The sequence below is a fragment of the Microcystis sp. BLCC-F209 genome (genome assembly GCF_041928595.1).
GTDB lineage: Bacteria > Cyanobacteriota > Cyanobacteriia > Cyanobacteriales > Microcystaceae > Microcystis.
Map to the genome: position 1 here is coordinate 1 of NZ_JBHFLL010000213.1, position 15,931 is coordinate 15,931.

At 43.6% G+C, this 15,931-nt stretch carries 16 protein-coding genes, 1 tRNA gene and 1 pseudogene; 6 read left to right on the top strand and 12 right to left on the bottom strand.

Annotated elements, in window-relative coordinates:
• Positions 1–115: 115 nt before the first annotated feature.
• The 4 genes and pseudogenes from ACE1AQ_RS13890 to ACE1AQ_RS13905 all read right to left on the bottom strand — a co-directional run bounded on the left by ACE1AQ_RS13890 (position 116) and on the right by ACE1AQ_RS13905 (position 2,510).
• Positions 116–505 carry a type I restriction enzyme HsdR N-terminal domain-containing protein gene (locus ACE1AQ_RS13890; protein WP_253257757.1) on the bottom strand — a complete coding sequence of 130 codons (390 nt, stop codon included), beginning with the start codon at positions 503–505 and terminating at the stop codon, positions 116–118.
• Between the two features lie 84 nt (positions 506–589).
• A pseudogene (locus ACE1AQ_RS13895) lies at positions 590–791 on the bottom strand (hypothetical protein); the annotation flags it as partial.
• Between the two features lie 387 nt (positions 792–1,178).
• A complete protein-coding gene (locus ACE1AQ_RS13900; protein WP_106908873.1) occupies positions 1,179–2,033 on the bottom strand; it encodes a prohibitin family protein in 855 nt (284 codons plus the stop codon).
• A 3-nt stretch (positions 2,034–2,036) separates the two neighbouring features.
• Positions 2,037–2,510: an EVE domain-containing protein gene (locus ACE1AQ_RS13905; protein WP_008207045.1), complete on the bottom strand. Its 474-nt coding sequence runs from the start codon at positions 2,508–2,510 to the stop codon at positions 2,037–2,039.
• Between the two features lie 88 nt (positions 2,511–2,598).
• On the opposite strand from ACE1AQ_RS13905, the gene ACE1AQ_RS13910 reads away from it, so the two are divergent.
• Positions 2,599–2,781, top strand: a complete 183-nt coding sequence (locus ACE1AQ_RS13910) for a hypothetical protein (RefSeq protein ID WP_008207042.1) — start codon at positions 2,599–2,601, stop codon at positions 2,779–2,781.
• Positions 2,782–2,829: 48 nt separating this feature from the next.
• A complete protein-coding gene (locus ACE1AQ_RS13915) occupies positions 2,830–4,179 on the top strand; it encodes a cell wall metabolism sensor histidine kinase WalK (protein WP_110545580.1) in 1,350 nt (449 codons plus the stop codon).
• Between the two features lie 19 nt (positions 4,180–4,198).
• Here ACE1AQ_RS13915 and ACE1AQ_RS13920 read toward each other — a convergent pair.
• Positions 4,199–4,271: transfer RNA gene (locus ACE1AQ_RS13920), tRNA-Glu, on the bottom strand.
• Positions 4,272–4,398: 127 nt separating this feature from the next.
• Here ACE1AQ_RS13920 and ACE1AQ_RS13925 point away from each other — a divergent pair.
• From ACE1AQ_RS13925 to ACE1AQ_RS13935, 3 genes are all read left to right on the top strand, one after another.
• Positions 4,399–5,904: a hypothetical protein gene (locus ACE1AQ_RS13925; protein WP_110545584.1), complete on the top strand. Its 1,506-nt coding sequence runs from the start codon at positions 4,399–4,401 to the stop codon at positions 5,902–5,904.
• A gap of 238 nt (positions 5,905–6,142) precedes the next feature.
• On the top strand, positions 6,143–7,153 hold the full coding sequence (locus ACE1AQ_RS13930) for an Npun_R2821/Npun_R2822 family protein (RefSeq protein ID WP_110545587.1): 1,011 nt from the start codon (positions 6,143–6,145) through the stop codon (positions 7,151–7,153).
• A gap of 226 nt (positions 7,154–7,379) precedes the next feature.
• The gene (locus ACE1AQ_RS13935; RefSeq protein ID WP_002735656.1) at positions 7,380–7,580 is read left to right on the top strand and encodes a hypothetical protein; all 201 of its coding nucleotides are present in this window, start codon (positions 7,380–7,382) and stop codon (positions 7,578–7,580) included.
• Between the two features lie 95 nt (positions 7,581–7,675).
• On the opposite strand, the gene ACE1AQ_RS13940 is transcribed toward ACE1AQ_RS13935, so the two are convergent.
• A complete protein-coding gene (locus ACE1AQ_RS13940) occupies positions 7,676–8,497 on the bottom strand; it encodes a nucleoside triphosphate hydrolase (protein ID WP_008206956.1) in 822 nt (273 codons plus the stop codon).
• A gap of 90 nt (positions 8,498–8,587) precedes the next feature.
• On the opposite strand from ACE1AQ_RS13940, the gene ACE1AQ_RS13945 reads away from it, so the two are divergent.
• Positions 8,588–9,529, top strand: a complete 942-nt coding sequence (locus ACE1AQ_RS13945; protein WP_008206954.1) for a hypothetical protein — start codon at positions 8,588–8,590, stop codon at positions 9,527–9,529.
• 153 nt (positions 9,530–9,682) lie between these two features.
• Here the strand turns inward: ACE1AQ_RS13945 and chlP are convergent, their stop codons facing one another.
• The 6 genes from chlP to phaA all read right to left on the bottom strand — a co-directional run bounded on the left by chlP (position 9,683) and on the right by phaA (position 15,825).
• Positions 9,683–10,900 (bottom strand): geranylgeranyl reductase, encoded by a 1,218-nt coding sequence (gene chlP, locus ACE1AQ_RS13950; protein ID WP_008206952.1) that lies wholly within the window; start codon positions 10,898–10,900, stop codon positions 9,683–9,685.
• A 225-nt stretch (positions 10,901–11,125) separates the two neighbouring features.
• The gene (locus ACE1AQ_RS13955) at positions 11,126–12,220 is read right to left on the bottom strand and encodes a class III poly(R)-hydroxyalkanoic acid synthase subunit PhaC (protein ID WP_110545588.1); all 1,095 of its coding nucleotides are present in this window, start codon (positions 12,218–12,220) and stop codon (positions 11,126–11,128) included.
• A 172-nt stretch (positions 12,221–12,392) separates the two neighbouring features.
• Positions 12,393–13,388 (bottom strand): class III poly(R)-hydroxyalkanoic acid synthase subunit PhaE, encoded by a 996-nt coding sequence (gene phaE / locus ACE1AQ_RS13960; protein WP_008206949.1) that lies wholly within the window; start codon positions 13,386–13,388, stop codon positions 12,393–12,395.
• Positions 13,389–13,467: 79 nt separating this feature from the next.
• Positions 13,468–13,680 carry a hypothetical protein gene (locus ACE1AQ_RS13965; RefSeq protein WP_002784823.1) on the bottom strand — a complete coding sequence of 71 codons (213 nt, stop codon included), beginning with the start codon at positions 13,678–13,680 and terminating at the stop codon, positions 13,468–13,470.
• Between the two features lie 225 nt (positions 13,681–13,905).
• The gene (gene phaB, locus ACE1AQ_RS13970; RefSeq protein ID WP_008206945.1) at positions 13,906–14,622 is read right to left on the bottom strand and encodes an acetoacetyl-CoA reductase PhaB; all 717 of its coding nucleotides are present in this window, start codon (positions 14,620–14,622) and stop codon (positions 13,906–13,908) included.
• A 12-nt stretch (positions 14,623–14,634) separates the two neighbouring features.
• Positions 14,635–15,825, bottom strand: a complete 1,191-nt coding sequence (gene phaA, locus ACE1AQ_RS13975; protein WP_106908858.1) for an acetyl-CoA acetyltransferase PhaA — start codon at positions 15,823–15,825, stop codon at positions 14,635–14,637.
• Positions 15,826–15,931 lie beyond the last annotated feature (106 nt).

Consider the following 15,931-nt stretch of genomic DNA (forward strand, 5'->3'; position numbering starts at 1 on the left):
TTATTCCTCCCATCGAGAGCTATTCTGAATTGTAAGTTATAACTATTATAATCTCATTTCTCTTTGTGATCAAGTTGAAGATTTTCTAGTTTTTGACTGCTATAAGTATTAATACTCATTGCATAAGTGAGATGCTCCCAACATATTTCGCTCCTTCCGCCACCGCATAACTAAAACCCTGCTCTACTGCCTGAGTAAATTCTAATTCTGAAACCTCTTGTTTTTTACATTCAACAACGATATGAGGCGATTTATGCCCATCATCATTATAAACAATAATATCCGCTTCTTTGGTCGATGATCCCATTGCTACGGGAACAAATAACCGAATCCGCTTTTGATCATAACCATAGGTCAAAACTAATTTTAAAAAAGTCTCAGCTTGTACCTGTTCTTCATGATTGCTATAATTTCGCTTTTTATTTTGATTAATATATGTAATATATTTCTGCTCATCATCTAACTTAATTAAGCCTTTTTTTATTCCTTCTTGAATTAAACTCATAAGCGTGTGATGGCCGATTCATTGACTGAGATAAAAAAATTATAATATTAACCGGGCATTTCAGGCAACCTACTGTTTAGCCCGTTAAAACCGGGGAATATAATTAAAAAGATGACGCATGACCACAAACTCCCAACAAATAACCCTGACGCTCCACCGTCCTCACCTGAGCTTGTCAACCCTTTAAGGAAAAATCAGGATTCCAACCCGCATATAAACCCACCCCCACCGGCACATACCGGGAAGCTGTCGCCAGTGCCGATCCCGAAAGACTTGCCGCCACCTGACACTAAATCTGGTTATTAACAACTGATTATTTATTTCCCCTTTTGCATGAGTGCCTCTCCTCTATAAGTAGCCTATAGTCAACGGATTAGTATGAGTGGGAGTTTTCTGATAGTAAAATGTAGTGGATTGTTTCAACTAAAATAGGGCAATAGATTTCGGCTTAAAGTCTTAAATTATAGAAGTTATAGCATTTTTCTAATACACCAAATTAGCTGAAACAATCCAGTAGGGTGCGTTAGACGGCGACAATTAGCAATCCGTCGCAACCTAACGTCGTAAAGTGGAAACGCTACTGCGTTAGTTTCATTCTGGTGGCGATTCATCTCCCGTTAACCGCCATGGGCTTTAACGGCAGTCCTCTCGCTCCATTGAGATAGACCCGAATTTAGGGGGTATTTTCTAGAAAAGAATCACTATAATTAAATAAAAATGGTACGCTGTTTTTTCCCGATCCATCCATCACTAAAACCCGGGGAATTTGCGCCCCACCTTCGCGCCAAGCTTCGATCGCTTCTTTCTGTAAAACCAATCCTCCTCCCTGTTCTTTTAAAGTTTCTGCTAATAGTCTTTGTGCCTCAGCTTTCCCTTTAGCGCGATTAATTTCTGCCTGGGCCTGTTGTTCCGCTTCTTGGGTGATATAAACGGCTCTTTGGGCGCGTTGTTCTGCGATTTGTTTATCTTCGACAGCCCGGGCGAATTCCGGAGAAAAATTCAAATCTACCACACTGGTATCTAAGACTAGAATACCATACTTTTCTAAGCGAGTCGATAGGGCATTATCAAAGTCTTCTTTTAACTCACTGCGTCGAGTAATTGCCTCCTCTACGGTTCTTTTAGCGGCGGCAATTTTAAAGGATTCTTGGGTTTGAGGGGCGATAATTTTAGCGACAATATTTTGCAGGGTGCCTTGGGTTCTTCTAATGACCACTACTTGCGTCGGATCGAGACGAAAATTAATCGCAAAACTAGCGGATAAATCCTGTAAATCTTTAGTGGAACTTTGGGCGGGAACTTCAAATTTTTGCACCGTAACATCGTAGATATCAACACTAGAAACAAAGGGAGGTTTAAAGTGCAATCCTTCCAATAAAACCCCGTCCTTAGCCTTTCCTAACACACTTAAAACTCCCGCTTGTCCGGGGGTGATAATCACATAGGCATTAAAGGCCGCTAAAATGACAATAGCAGCTAATAATCCCCCGATCAGGGAAAGTAAATTAATAGCATCTTTCTGGTTCACAGTTTATACTCCTTGATGAGCGACTAAAGCGAGAATTTTTGTTGCGATCTCTTGATTGACAGGCATCACTGACAGACGATTTCCTGTCCTTACTAATAATAATTCATCGGCGGTAAAATTTTGTTTTAAAATTCCTAGGGGCAGCAGTTGGGGAAAAAGGCTATCAAACTCAACTTTAACCGTCCACCAGCGCGGGGAATCTGGAGAGGATTTGGGATCATAGTAGGGACTATCGCGATCGAATTGTGTGGGATCGATCATATCAGTTTGCACCACTCGCATCAAGCCGACAATCCCCGGCGGGGTCGTATTAGAATGATAAAAAAAGGCCAAATCTCCCCGTTTCATCTGACGGAGAAAATTGCGCGCCTGATAATTTCGCACTCCCTCCCAAATAGTTTGACCATCTTTTTTTAAATCCTCGATACTATAGACATCGGGTTCCGATTTCATTAACCAATAATTTAAATTCATCATTTATAGTTGTTATTAATTCAAATAAGCTCAAAAATATTTTTAGCCATTCCTGTCAGCCCTATCACCATAGGGTTAAATATAATTCACTTTGGCTGCTTTTGCCGAGCTACTCAAACAATTATTGAGAAGAATGTATCTAAAAATACTTTTGTTAGCGGCAATTTTTAAGGACTATAAGGGTTCAAGTCTAGCTATTCTTGGCAACCGTCAGTTTTTCCCTATAGCTAAAAATAATTTATTCCCAGCATTAAATCAATCAAATAAGCTGTAAAATAAGATACATTGCTCTAAAAATCTCTAGCCAATCCATAGATTATCGGTGTTCCAAGCCACTCGCCGCCGTTTAGCCTTATGGTACACTGTTGTCACTGCCATACTACTGCTTTTTCTCGCTACGGGAATGTATTTTTATGTGCGCCATACCCTAGTGGATCGCATTGATGATACCCTCAAACACATCATTGAGGTGGTAAATCGTTCCCTCGTGATCGAATCGATTCCCCCGAACCAAGGACGTTATCGCGTCGATCCCCTGGCAAGTTTTCCCAGTCAGGGTAAATCCGTCGAGGACGATCATATAGATTTGGAATGGTTCGATCCCCAAGGTAATCTACTTTGGTCAACTCTGGCCGAATCCTTAGATATTCCCCTCCATCCCCACCGTCAAGGAGAAACGATTCGCTTATCCGATAATCGTCTGCTGCGACAAGTAACCGAAAGGGTGGAAATCGGTCATTATGTTTTGGGATATCTGCGGGTAAGTCATCCTTGGTTTGAGGTGACAAAACCAATTAGACAGCTATTATTGGATTTAATCCTCGGAATTTGCCTGATGATTGCTAGTGTTGCCTGGATTGGTTGGTTTTTGTCCGGTTTAGCCATTCAACCCGTAAAAGAGTCCTATCAGAGTTTAAAACAATTTACCGCCGATGCTTCCCATGAATTACGCAATCCGATCGCCACGATTCAAACTAACGTGCAAATGGCGATCGCCTATCCCCAAACTGGCCATCAACGTTTGCAAGTGATCGATCGTTTAACGGAAAGATTGGGCAATTTAGTCAATGATCTGCTTTTTTTAGCCCGTTCTGATAGTGGCATCGTCCAACCGATCGAGCAAGCTGTACCTTTGGATGCTTTATTGATGGAAGTAGTGGAAGAACAGCGTTTAATCGCCGATAAGCAGGGAATTTCCCTCTCTTTGTCGATCGTGGAACCGGACCAGGAGGATTTTTCCTATAGCGATGAAATGTTTACTATGGGGGGAGATTGGGATCAATTAGCCCGTTTATTCACAAATTTAATTTCTAATGCCCTAAAACACGCTTTTTTGCCCGAATCTGAGCCTAAAAATGTCGCAGTGGAATTGGAAAAAAGTAAACGCGATCGACAATCGGTGTTACTGGTACGCGTCAAAGATAACGGAATCGGGATTCCCGAGGCTGCTTTGTCCCATATTTTCGATCGCTTTTATCGTCTCGATCCCGCGCGACAAAATTCTGCCACTTCCGGGGGAACAGGATTAGGATTAGCGATCGCTTTAGCGATTACCCTCAGTCATCATGGACAAATTAGCGTCGAAAGTCAGATCGATCGAGGAACAATCTTCACCGTCACCTTACCGAAAAGCCATCAACGGGAGAAAAAAACCGAAAAGTCAGAAGCTTGACACTTCTGACTTTTTTTCATACCCCCAAGGGAATTCGAATCCCTGTCGCCTCCGTGAAAGGGAGGTGTCCTAGGCCACTAGACGATGGGGGCGTGGATTTCAGACCTTTTTAAATATAACAATAATCTTTCTGGGAGTCAAGGGTTTTGGCCAAAATTTTTTTTATCCCGTCCTTGCACAATAGGATAGTCTAAATGAAGATGTTATCGCCCAAAATCCATGGCTGCCGATCCCTATAAAAGCCGACTGTTCAACCTGATCAACCGTCGTTTGATCCGTCTGAAAGATAACCTCGGCCGCGTCTCCCGTCGCGGTCAAAATGCGATCGCTATTGCCTTGCAAATAGCCCTCTATCCCGTCTATTTGCTGGTACAATCCCTGCGGATGACGGCTAATCAATTAGGGAACAGTCTCCAGAAACAATTATCACCCCCCGGAAAAGATGGGACGGATGCGATCGAAGAATTTCTCCAGAGCTTATCCGACCAAGAAACGGCATTTATTGGCATAGCAGCCGATCTAGAGGATCAAGCTTTAGTTTTCGTCACTAAAGATCACCAGACTGTTAAAATCACCGATAATCAAACCCAAAGACAAATAGAAAAACAAATTAGGACGGCACTGGCTAACTACGCCCTCGAAAAACGGAGAATTAAGCGATTAAATCGTCAATATCCGCCTTTATTACCGAATTTTACCGACAAAAATCCTGTCTTGCCTCCGATCCGTTGGTTTTGGAACCTACTACGCTGGGAACAACAGGGACAAATAGCGATCGCCATAGATCTATTCCAAGAATCCCATCTCGTCAAAACCCCGACACCACCCTCCTTACCACTGCCTAATTTAAATTCTCAAGCGATTTTACAGGTTATTGACGAAAAATTAGCAATTTTCGAGGCTAAATTTCTCGCTATCTCCCCCGCAATCCCCAGCAGTGTTAGCCACACCTCTAACCTACCTTCCGATCTCATTAACGAGTCCCCGAATCTGGAGAAAAATTCCTCCTATCTCTGGCGACTTTATTGGTTAATTTATGCGGCGATCGAGCATTTCTGGGCAAAAGAGAAGAATAATTTAGAATATAGTGCTGATTCACCCGCTTTATCGGCAAAATATCCCCTAAGTCTTCCTAATTCTCTGCTGATCACCTTCAAGCAACGTCTCCAGGATTGGCTAGAAAAACAAACCCAAGCGGATCCCTTCACGATCGGCAAACTCATCCAAGCGGCGATCGATCACTTCTTTGCCTCTGGCCAATCCCTGACATTTTCCGCCGTCAGTGAGCAGCCATGGCTAGAATCCGCCGATATCTTGGCTATTTCTCCCCAAGACTCCGAAAAACCGCGCCTTAACCCCGCTCATCCCCTTCCCCAGTCCCCAGTCACCCCGTCCCATCCTCGCAGCACAGAAAAAGCTTTTAGTCAAGAAAAACAAAATAAATCTTTACAAAAAATCCCCCCGGCCGCTGCCCAAATTACCCCTAGAGAATCCCCCCCCACAACCCAATTAGATCCCCGCTATGCCAAGGAGATAATTCAACCAATTAACGAAGAATGGTTAGAAACCGAATCAACCCCCGTCGGCTACGTTAAACACCCCTTAGAACGGATTTTAGAGGGATTAGATGCGATTATTTTATGGGTGGAGGAATTAGTTATTAAAATCTGGCGTTGGTTGCGGTACAATCGACGCATTTCTAAATTACTCAAACGCAAACGCTAAATCGATCGGTTTTGGGTATAGTCGATCTGGTAGTCCTTCTGTTGTGAGAAACTTGAGATTATCTCTAGGGACTTACCTCTGTCAATCTTAGGCGTTGCACTTCACTTTTGAATGGGCATTGGCTGATCAGCAGTTAAAGTCATGGCTATAATCTGAAATTGCCGAAATTTATCGACAAAAATAAGCTAAACTAACGGCAAAGATAATAAGTTTTGATTTTTTTTCTTCCTGAGCTGCAATGAACTACGGTATTTACACCCTCGGTAATGATGTCGTGTTTGACCAACTGGTGGCCTTGCTGAATAGCATCGCCGTCAATGCGGGTGCGGGTATGCCCGTCTGCGTCATCGCCTACGACGACCGCTTGGAAAAAACCGCCGCCGAAATCGCCACCCGTCCCAATGTCACCCTCTGGAATGACAAAGATCTGTTTAAGCCGTGGGAGGACTTTTCGTTACAAGTCTGGCAAGCTCACCCCACAGCACTGCAACATTGGCGGAAAACTGAAGGCATACAAGGAGTACGACGGTTGGGTATGAACCGCCGTTACTGTGCCTTTGACCCCAACGCCCCCTTTGAAAAATTCATCTACATTGATGCAGATGCGCTGATTTTGGATGATGTCACCCCTGTGTTTGAACAGTTAGACAGTTGTGATGTGGTGACTTACGACTTTCAGTACAAAGACCCCACCCACATTTACAATGTCAATTCGCCGAAACTGCTGGAAGTGTTTCCCCAAGAACGGATCGAGGCGGAGATCTTTTGTGCTGGGTTCTACGCCTCCAAGCGCGGCTTTATGCCGTCGGAACAAAGGGATTGGCTAGTGGCAAGGCTACAGGAGGGCGAGGCAGAGGTGTTGTATCCCTCGGCTCCCAATCAGTCGGTGCTGAACTATATGGTGATGCGATCACATCTATCCGTCTGTAACTTAGCGAAAGAATGGCCTGCCAGCCGTCGCACCGGCAACGCCGTCACCTCCGCCCATTTCCAACAACGGGATGGGCTATTATACGACCACGACAAACGGTTGACATACCTTCACTACATTGGTTTATCTTCCTCTCTGTTCACTCGACTTTGTAGCGGTGAAAATATCGATTTTCCCTATCGAGATATTTTCTTACACTATCGTTATCTCTACGAACCTAGTCAACGTCCTATATTTACCAGCAGTCCCAAACCCTATCAACCACCGACCCCAACTTTTTGGCAAAAAGTAACCAGAAAAATCGGCTTAGGAAAATAATAATTAAGATTGAGAAGATCAATGCCAGAGTTCCTAGGGGTTTCCCTCTTTCAGATCCTATCAGACTTATCTGAAATGACTATACATTTTCCAGGTCTAATCTTCTGCATAAGAAGAGTCCAAGCGAAAAAAAGCCAAAAAGTAGCGGAATGTATAGCGCGCCACTACATCTCAGAAAAAACCTCTTACAATAGAGACAAATCAGAGATTAATGGGGGTGAACGTCATGTTAGTGATTTTAACCGACGAACACATTCTCGATACGGGTTCTGTCTGTCAGGGCTGTCTTTTAGCCAACCAGCAGGGGCAACCCCGGTGGCGAGAGGGTAAACTAGGCTGTGGTCACTCCTTGGGCAAAGGAGGAAGCCAACAGCCCAATCTCTACGAGTGTCAGATGGGCTTTACAATTGCTAATATTGAAGGCTAATCGGACTGGCTAAAGGCTCAACTTAGAGTTGAGTTAGGGTTTTTTTTTTGGACGCGGAGGAAAGAATCAACGCTATTGCCAATCCCCAATTCAGCTTAGATACAATGACAATAATTGCTGAGGGTTTCGTAGCATTGATCGTAGGCCTTTTGAGCTTGGGTTAAAACATCGTCGGAAATTTCTATATCTAATTTTCTGGCTTGTTTAATAATTTTACCCGCTTTGATATTCTCGGAAGAATCGCCTATACCGCGAGTACCAGTGGTTTTTAAAACTCGATATTCTTCAGAAAATCCTGTTTTAGTATCGAGATGACTCTGTAAACTATTAAAGACCAATTGACTTTGGTTTAATACTTGGTCGTGGGTGATAAATAAACTCTTTTCTTTGCTGTTAATTAATCGAGCATAACTTTCTAGGGTGGCTAAACGACCGGTATAATAACCCAGGGCGTGCTGCTCATTTTGATGGGGTTTAATATCTAGAATACTGGCTAAAGTGCGCTGCGGTTCTCGTAGTAAAAATATGGTTTTAACCGCATCAGATTGCAAAAAACTATGGTCTAAAAATTTCTGATCGTGAAGAACTTTATCTAAAATATATTTATGATTCATGTTTAAATCTTGCAAACGCCAGTAGAGTTTAAACATTAAAGTTTTAAAATCCTGTTCACTCTCATAAACCAGATGAGTTTCGCCAAACCCGATAATTTCGGGATTAGAATTGAGGATATGGGTTAATAAAGACGAACCCGATCGCATATGGCTAAGGATAAATAAAACCTGATAGGGTTGGGGACGAAAGAGAATTTTATAGGGGTCTTTGGGTGTATCAATGCGTATCTGAAAATACTTATAAGTTAAACGATTGGTTAAATCCTGCCAAGATTGGGGTAAGCGATCGAGGGCTATAGTCATAGGTTAATCAGGAATTGTGTCAACTTGTCTAGAAGATTACCCTATAATGTATCCCATTTAAGACCCAAACAAAAGTGAGGTTTATACAAAATGGGATTGCCAAGTTGTTCGCTCTGGTTTTTTACGGCGCGAACCGATGTCTGGTTTATGATGAACACTATTCCCCATCTAGTCAAAATGAGTCAGTTTCCCTTCCAGGAAAAGGTACTCGCTATTGACACGGCCCCCTTAAGCGGGGAAAAGGTTAATCGCCCCGGACTGGGTACAATGGAGGAATTAAGAGCCTGTGCTGAAAAATTAGTTAAAGAAGGCATAATCGATCGCCTAGTGGATTTTAACTACGATCCCAGCTATCGTCAGCGTATCTATCAAAAGCATTTCGGCAGTCCCCTCCGTTCCACCCATAACTACAAAGGTTATCCGATTTTCGGCTCGATCTTCAAAATCGAGTCATGTCGCAGCGATTATATGGTCCATTATGACAGTGACATGATGCTCTATCAAGAACAGGATTACAGTTGGATCCGCGAGGGGATTGAGTTGATGGAAACCCATCCAGAAATGATGTTTGTGCGTCCTTTGTCCGGCCCACCCCGGCCCGATGGTACGATTTATTCTCAGCATCCTTGCACGAAAAATCCCGACGGATTCTATCAATTTAAATTTTTTGGCAGCCGTGCCTATTTACTTAATTGTCGTCGCTACGATCGCCTTTTACCGATCACCCCCCTCTGGCGCTCTTATAAAAATACCTTTCTCGATCATTTACCCGATGGTTTAAAAGCTTGGGGCAATATTGTGACTGGGAAAGGAAAACTCGACTCTTGGGAAATTATGGTTTCTCGCTCCCTAGAACAAAGCAACTACTATCGCGCCACTCTCACCAATGCCAAGGGTTGGACTCTGCACCCCAACGAGCGCTCTGCCGCTTTTAGACAAGCTTGGCCGACTATTATCGAAAAAATCGAAGCGGGTATTTACCCACCGCCCCAAGCTGGTTATTATGACCTGATACCCGAATTATGGTATTAAAAGAGCGTTATTTCTCTAGATTTGAGGTGAGGCGGTACTTAGAGATTGCTGGTGAGGCGATATTTTTGTTTGAATTAGAGAAGACAGGAAGGGACGACCCAAAAGAAAACCCAACCACCGCCGGAGATTGGGTTTTCTAGTTATCAATTGATTTTAAGGAGCTAAAGCGTTACCGCGCAGGAGAGAACCGATGGTTTTAGCAGTAATCTTCATTTGTACGAGAGGATTAGCGGGAACAACGGTTTTATAGAGATAACTGTCAAAAGTCATCTTCTGTACGTCCTTATCGGAACACATTTCCACAAAAGCTTCCCGGGTGGCATCGGTACGGTAGAAAACCCGTTGCAGAATATCTAATACCAGATAGGTCATACCGTATTTCTTATCCCAACGCTTGAGGTAGAGTTTTAACTCGTCCTCTGTGGGGATACGTTGGCCGCCGTTGGTGACTTCGACAATGGTTTCCGCACACATCCGCGCCGATTTAGCGGCGAAATAGATGCCTTCTCCCGAAGACTTGGTAACTGTTCCCGCAGCATCACCTACGAGGGCCACGCGACCAACTACACGACGAGGACGGGGATGTTCGGGGATGGGGTGAGCCTCCACCCGGATGATTTCGCCTCCTTCCAGACGACGGGCCGCGCGAGCGCGAATACCAGCTTGTAGGTCTTTAATCATGGCTTTATTGACCTTCATTGTGCCAGTACCGACGGCGACGTGATCGTATTTGGGGAATACCCAAGCGTAGAAGTCGGGGGATACGTCTTTTCCTACATACATTTCGGCCAGGTCTTCGTAGTAGGCCATTTTATCTTGGGGAAGACGGATGCGTTCTTGGAAAGCGATCGCATAGTTGTAATCCCCAGCATCAATAGCTTTAGCAATGCGAGAATTAGCACCGTCGGCACCGATAACCACATCCACCTTCAGAGATTTCATTTCCCCTTGGGAATTGCCGTTGGAGTGATCAGCGTAGTGTAGGGTATAGGGATCGGTGCTATTGGTGGGAATGTCGAGACCGTAAACGGTTCCGTTGATTAAATGCGCTCCTAATTTATGGGCGCGCTCTCTCATAAAACCGTCGAGGACTTCCCGACGACACATTCCGATATATTCGTCTTGATTATCGAGATTAATATCGACTTCGACGTTAGAGGGGGAGATCATTTTCATTTTTCTCACCCGGCGATCGATAATTTCAGGAGGTAGGTCAAATTCGCTCACCATACAGAGAGGAATCGCTCCACCACAGGGTTTAGCATTATCTAATTTGCGTTCAAATAAATAGGTTTCAATGCCTGCTTTAGCTAATGTTTCTGCCGCCGAAGAACCGGCCGGCCCTGAACCCACAACAGCGACTCTTAACACTCAGGTTTTCTCCTACATACTTACGAGCGAGTACGCTTTGCAGTGTACCACAGGGGTTTAGCCAAAAGGAACGAGATTCTCCGATTCTGCCCGATCTTGCAACAGTGCTTAACATCCTCTGTTACAAAAGTTTATTTTACTGCCCGTAGATGTTTTTTTATCGATGTGTTGTATTGTGTTACACCCCTCTCCCAAACTGGGAAAAGGGGATATTTTCTAGGATTGTTAAGCTCTTGCTTTCAACCAATCGCTAATAGCGGGGGGTAAATCCCGTTGCACTTTGCCACTGACATACATTCCGATATGTCCGACGGGGAAAGCACAAGCGGTATAGTCAGAAGTACCGATATAATTCCCTAAAGCGAGGGAAGAAGCGGGAGGGACAAGGTGATCTTTATCCGCATAAAGATTGAGAATTGGCATGGTCAGATTGTGTAAATCTACCCGTTTATCTCCTAACATCACTTCCCCTTTAATCAGTTTATTTTGCTGATAGAAATCCTTGAGAAACTGTCGGTAGGATTCTCCCGCTTGGTCGGGACTATCAAAAATCCATTTTTCCATACGCAGAAAATTAACTAATTTTGATTCGTCTTCCATGATGTCAGGAAAATCGAGGTATTTCTGATAACCTAACTGCAAAGGTTTCAATTCCAGAAACTCTAAGTTAAGAAAATCTCCCGGGATATTGCCCATAGCATCTACCATTAAATCGATGTCTAATGCTTCGGACCCCAAGGAACACCCCCCGCGCATATTTAAGAGGGTCTCGGTTTGATAAAAGTCCACCGGTGTCACCATTGTCACCAGATTTTTTATCTTATCGGGATAGAGGGAACTATAGCACAAACTAAAGGTTCCCCCCTGACAGATTCCTAACAGATTAATTTTGTCGAGATGGTGACTTTGACGAATAAAATCGACGCAATTATCCACATAACCATTGATATAATCATCAAGGGTTAACCAGCGATCGCTTCTGGTGGGATATCCCCAATCAATTAAGTAGATATCTAAGCCTAATTTCAGCAGATTGGCCACTAAAGAACGCCCTTCCTGTAAATCTACCATGTAGGGACGATTGACCAAAGCATAAACCATCAGCAAGGGAATCTCGAAGGGTTTTTCAACCACGGGTTTAAAGTGGTAGAGAATGATTTTATCTTCCCGATAAACTGCTTCTTTTTCCGAGACTCCACACTGAATATCTTCTTCTTTAACTCGTTTGAGATTGTCTAAACCTTTGAGATTTTTCTGAGTTAATTCTAGATAATCTTGGGTAAAATCTTCCAGTTTCACTTGCGTCAAAAATGGCCACATAATTTAATTCTCCTAGAAAAGTGGGGATTTTTCAGTGAGCAGTGAACAGTAAACAGTAATCAGTGAAAAGAAAGTTCCGAAGTTTTCACCTAACACTATATACTTAAAACTGCAATCCGATAACTGATAACTGATAACTGATAACTGATAACTGATTGTCAAGCACAATTAACTAATTGTTACTTTCTACTGCTTTTTTTTCTCCTAAAGCTTTTTTGAGACTTTTTACCTCTTTGCGTAACTCATAGATAGTCCGATGAATTTCATCGACTTCGCTGCGGGTAGGCAGATTCATCGAACGCAGGTAAATTTCCATTAAATCCTGCTGTTTGATGCGATAATCATTGAGGGAATTAATAAATTTTCCCCTTACTTTTAGGTTTTCTGGTTGACAAAAAGCCTTTTCAAAAATATCATCAGCGACTACACTCCACACATCTTGAAATTCTCGCCAATTCTTGACAGGTTGACCTTTTTCTGCTAGGAAAACTAATTTTTTAGTTAAAGCTTCAAAGGATTTAACTTGAATATCAGCCAGCACAATTTGATAGTTAATACTAGCCTGATAAAGAACGCGCCAAGTTTCAAAACTATCGAGTAATTTGCGGTTAAATTCTCGCGGCAATCCTAATAAAGGCATCTGTAACCATTGGCCAAAAGTTTCATCATAAAACTTCTGCCAATAGATATTATTGAGTTCGATCAAAGAAGAAGTATTACCTAACCAAGCTTTGGTTATTGTGTCATTTGACAGCACGAAAGGATCGAACCATAAATGATTGAGACTTTGTAATTGTTGCAGGTAAATTGTCCATAGTTGACTGACATCTTGACTACCCTGGGAAGTGGTGGCAGTAAAACTATTCAGTTGACCGCGCATCTGTTGGGTATAATTATCTAAAATTGTTTGCCAGTTTTCTCCTGTTTGCATTTTCGGGAAAATACTTTCCCAAGCTTCCACCGATAATTTTAGGAATTTGATCAACAAATCCCGATTATCAAAATAGCGCTGGGTTGCCTCTTGTAATTCTGGTTTAATATTGCCCATAGGAGTCGGTATCGCCCCCATCATATCAAACCAACTTGACCACATTTTTGCCCCGGTTTCTGTCCAAAGATTGACGTAATCGGCGGCCATCTCACTCCAAGCTTGTGTCGGTTTATCCATTATTTTTGCCCTTTTCCTTTAACGCTGATTTCGCTAGTTTACTAACCAACTCTACACCCGATAACTGATAACTGATAAGTCATATTTTTCCAGACTTGGCAATTTTTGCTAGTAATCTTAACGCTTCATTGACTGAGGCTGAATCTTGAAAAATTTCCGCCACATCGGGATCGAGAATTATCACATTACTAGCCTGTCGATAAGCTTGATAATATTTGCCACGAATACCACCAGAAAAGTCATATTCAGTTCTCATCTCGTCATTAACCGTTTCTTCAGACTCCTGATTGATAATTTTTTCTCTCCTATTTACTAGCTAAACGGGCGCTAAATAACGGAGGCAAGGAGCAGGAGGCCGTTTTTGTAATGGTGATTTATGCCCCGCTCCAAAAACTTTTCGCCTTAAAATGCCAGGTTTTAGTCCCGATTTTTTCGATAACAAACACATTTTCCATCTTTGAATTAGATAACTGATAACTTACCCACTGATAACTGATAACTGATAACTGATAACTGATTAAGTGTGATGGGCCCCATTAACTCTGAGGACTTCTCCAGAGACATAACTGCTGGCAACAGGAGAGAGTAAATAAGCAGTTGCCCAGGCGATATCTGCGGGTTCACCGAAGCGACGACAGGGAATTTCGGCGGTGATTTTATCGCGAACTTTATCGGGAATCGCTAAAGTCATTTCCGTGTTAATAAACCCCGGCGCAATCGCGTTGGCGCGAATATTGTAACGAGCAGCTTCTCGCGCTAAGGATTTGACTAAACCGATAACTGCCGCTTTTGTGGCTGCGTAATTAGTTTGGCCGGCATTACCGCGATCACCGGAAATAGAACTAATACAAACGATCGATCCCGCTTGTCGTTCGTACATTCCCTCAATAAACGGCTTAATCGTGTGATTAACCCCTTTTAGGTTGACATTAATCACTAAATCCCAATCTAGCGGCGTTAATTTAGCGAAAAAGTTATCTCTGGTAATCCCCGCGTTAGCGACGATGCCGTAAACCGGTCCCAATTCCGCTTCAATTTGTTGAGCTGCCGCTTCCATGGATTCCAACTTAGTCACGTCGGCGACAATGCCTAAACCCTGGGGATTATCGGTGGCTAAATCCGTGTAGGCCACCTTGGCCCCCAATTCTATCAAAAGAGAGACAATAGCCGCCCCAATGCCTCGATTTCCGCCGGTAACGACGATAACTTTCTCCTCTAGTCCCAGAGATACCATAGCTTTTTCCTCCTAAACTCTTTCAATTGCGATCGCTGTTCCGCCACCGGTCCCATGACAGATGGCCCCCATACCGAGGGTTTTATCCTGTACTTTCAACGCATTAATTAACGTCACCAGAATCCGCGCTCCGGAAGCGCCGATGGGATGACCCAAGGCGATCGCACCACCGTGAACGTTTTGTTTTTCCCTCGCTAACCCCAAATCCATCTCAAAAAGCAGATTATTTAAGGCAAAAGCTTCGTTATTTTCCACTAAATCGAAATCTTCGATCGTTTTATCTAGAGATGATAGCAATTTTTTCACCGCTAGGACGGGGAATTCTGGGAAGCGATCGGTTTTGCCAGCACCCACAGCGCCGCCGAGGATTTTGGCAATTGGTTTTAAACCGTACTGATCCACGGCTTTTTGACTGGCTAAAAGGATAGCGGCAGCCCCATCGGAAATCTGACTACTATTGCCTGCGGTTAAAACTCCCGACGGGTTAAAAGCTGGCCGCAGTTTTCCTAAACCTTCTGGGGTACTATCGGAACGAATACCCTCATCTTGAGCGATAATTGTGGAACCTTTCTTAGATTTAAGCTCAATTGGCACGATTTCGCCGTTAAACCAGCCTTTTTCTGTGGCTGTGGCTGCTCTTTGGTGGGATAAGGCGGCAATTTCGTCCAATGCTTGCCGAGAAACCCCGCGATCGAGACAGAGGCGATCGACTTGGGAACCCATGCCCTCAGTCGTGGTAGCATCGGTTAGGCCATCGTGCAGTAATAGGTCGGTTAATTGTTCCGGCGCACCCATAAGGAATTTATAACCCCACCGGGCCCGATGGGAGAGAAAAAAGCCAGTTTGGGACATGGATTCGATGCCACCGGCGAGGACGAGATCCGCTTCGCCGGCGCGAATTGAGGTGGCAGCGTTACTAACGGCAATCATTCCCGAAGAACAAACCATATCCACCCGATATCCGTCCACGCTTACGGGAATTCCCGCTTTAATCGCCGCTTGTCGAGGGATGAGTTGACCATGACCGGATCCCAAAACATTGCCGAAAATGTACAAATCTAGGGCTTCTGGGGGCAAATTAGCGATTTCTAGGGCAGATTTCATCACTGTTGCCCCTAAATCGGCCGGGGATAATCCCATTAATCCCCCACCAAAACGACCAATTGGAGTCCGGACAGCGGCCACGATATAAACTTCTTGCATAGACTTCTCTCTATTGGGAAGCGAAGATAATAGATAGAATTTGCTTAAGAATATCGAGTCCGAAAAGATCAAAATCCCAATTTACTGTCATTGGTTAAAAGTTCCT

Coding starts and splice junctions, on each gene's coding strand:
- ACE1AQ_RS13890 (WP_253257757.1), bottom strand. CDS start 505: ATGAGTTTAATTCAAGAAGGAATAAAAAAAGGCTTAATTAAGTTAGAT.
- ACE1AQ_RS13905 (WP_008207045.1), bottom strand. CDS start 2,510: ATGATGAATTTAAATTATTGGTTAATGAAATCGGAACCCGATGTCTAT.
- ACE1AQ_RS13925 (WP_110545584.1), top strand. CDS start 4,399: ATGGCTGCCGATCCCTATAAAAGCCGACTGTTCAACCTGATCAACCGT.
- ACE1AQ_RS13930 (WP_110545587.1), top strand. CDS start 6,143: ATGAACTACGGTATTTACACCCTCGGTAATGATGTCGTGTTTGACCAA.
- ACE1AQ_RS13935 (WP_002735656.1), top strand. CDS start 7,380: ATGTTAGTGATTTTAACCGACGAACACATTCTCGATACGGGTTCTGTC.
- ACE1AQ_RS13940 (WP_008206956.1), bottom strand. CDS start 8,497: ATGACTATAGCCCTCGATCGCTTACCCCAATCTTGGCAGGATTTAACC.
- ACE1AQ_RS13945 (WP_008206954.1), top strand. CDS start 8,588: ATGGGATTGCCAAGTTGTTCGCTCTGGTTTTTTACGGCGCGAACCGAT.
- ACE1AQ_RS13955 (WP_110545588.1), bottom strand. CDS start 12,220: ATGTGGCCATTTTTGACGCAAGTGAAACTGGAAGATTTTACCCAAGAT.
- phaE (WP_008206949.1), bottom strand. CDS start 13,388: ATGGATAAACCGACACAAGCTTGGAGTGAGATGGCCGCCGATTACGTC.
- phaB (WP_008206945.1), bottom strand. CDS start 14,622: ATGGTATCTCTGGGACTAGAGGAGAAAGTTATCGTCGTTACCGGCGGA.
- phaA (WP_106908858.1), bottom strand. CDS start 15,825: ATGCAAGAAGTTTATATCGTGGCCGCTGTCCGGACTCCAATTGGTCGT.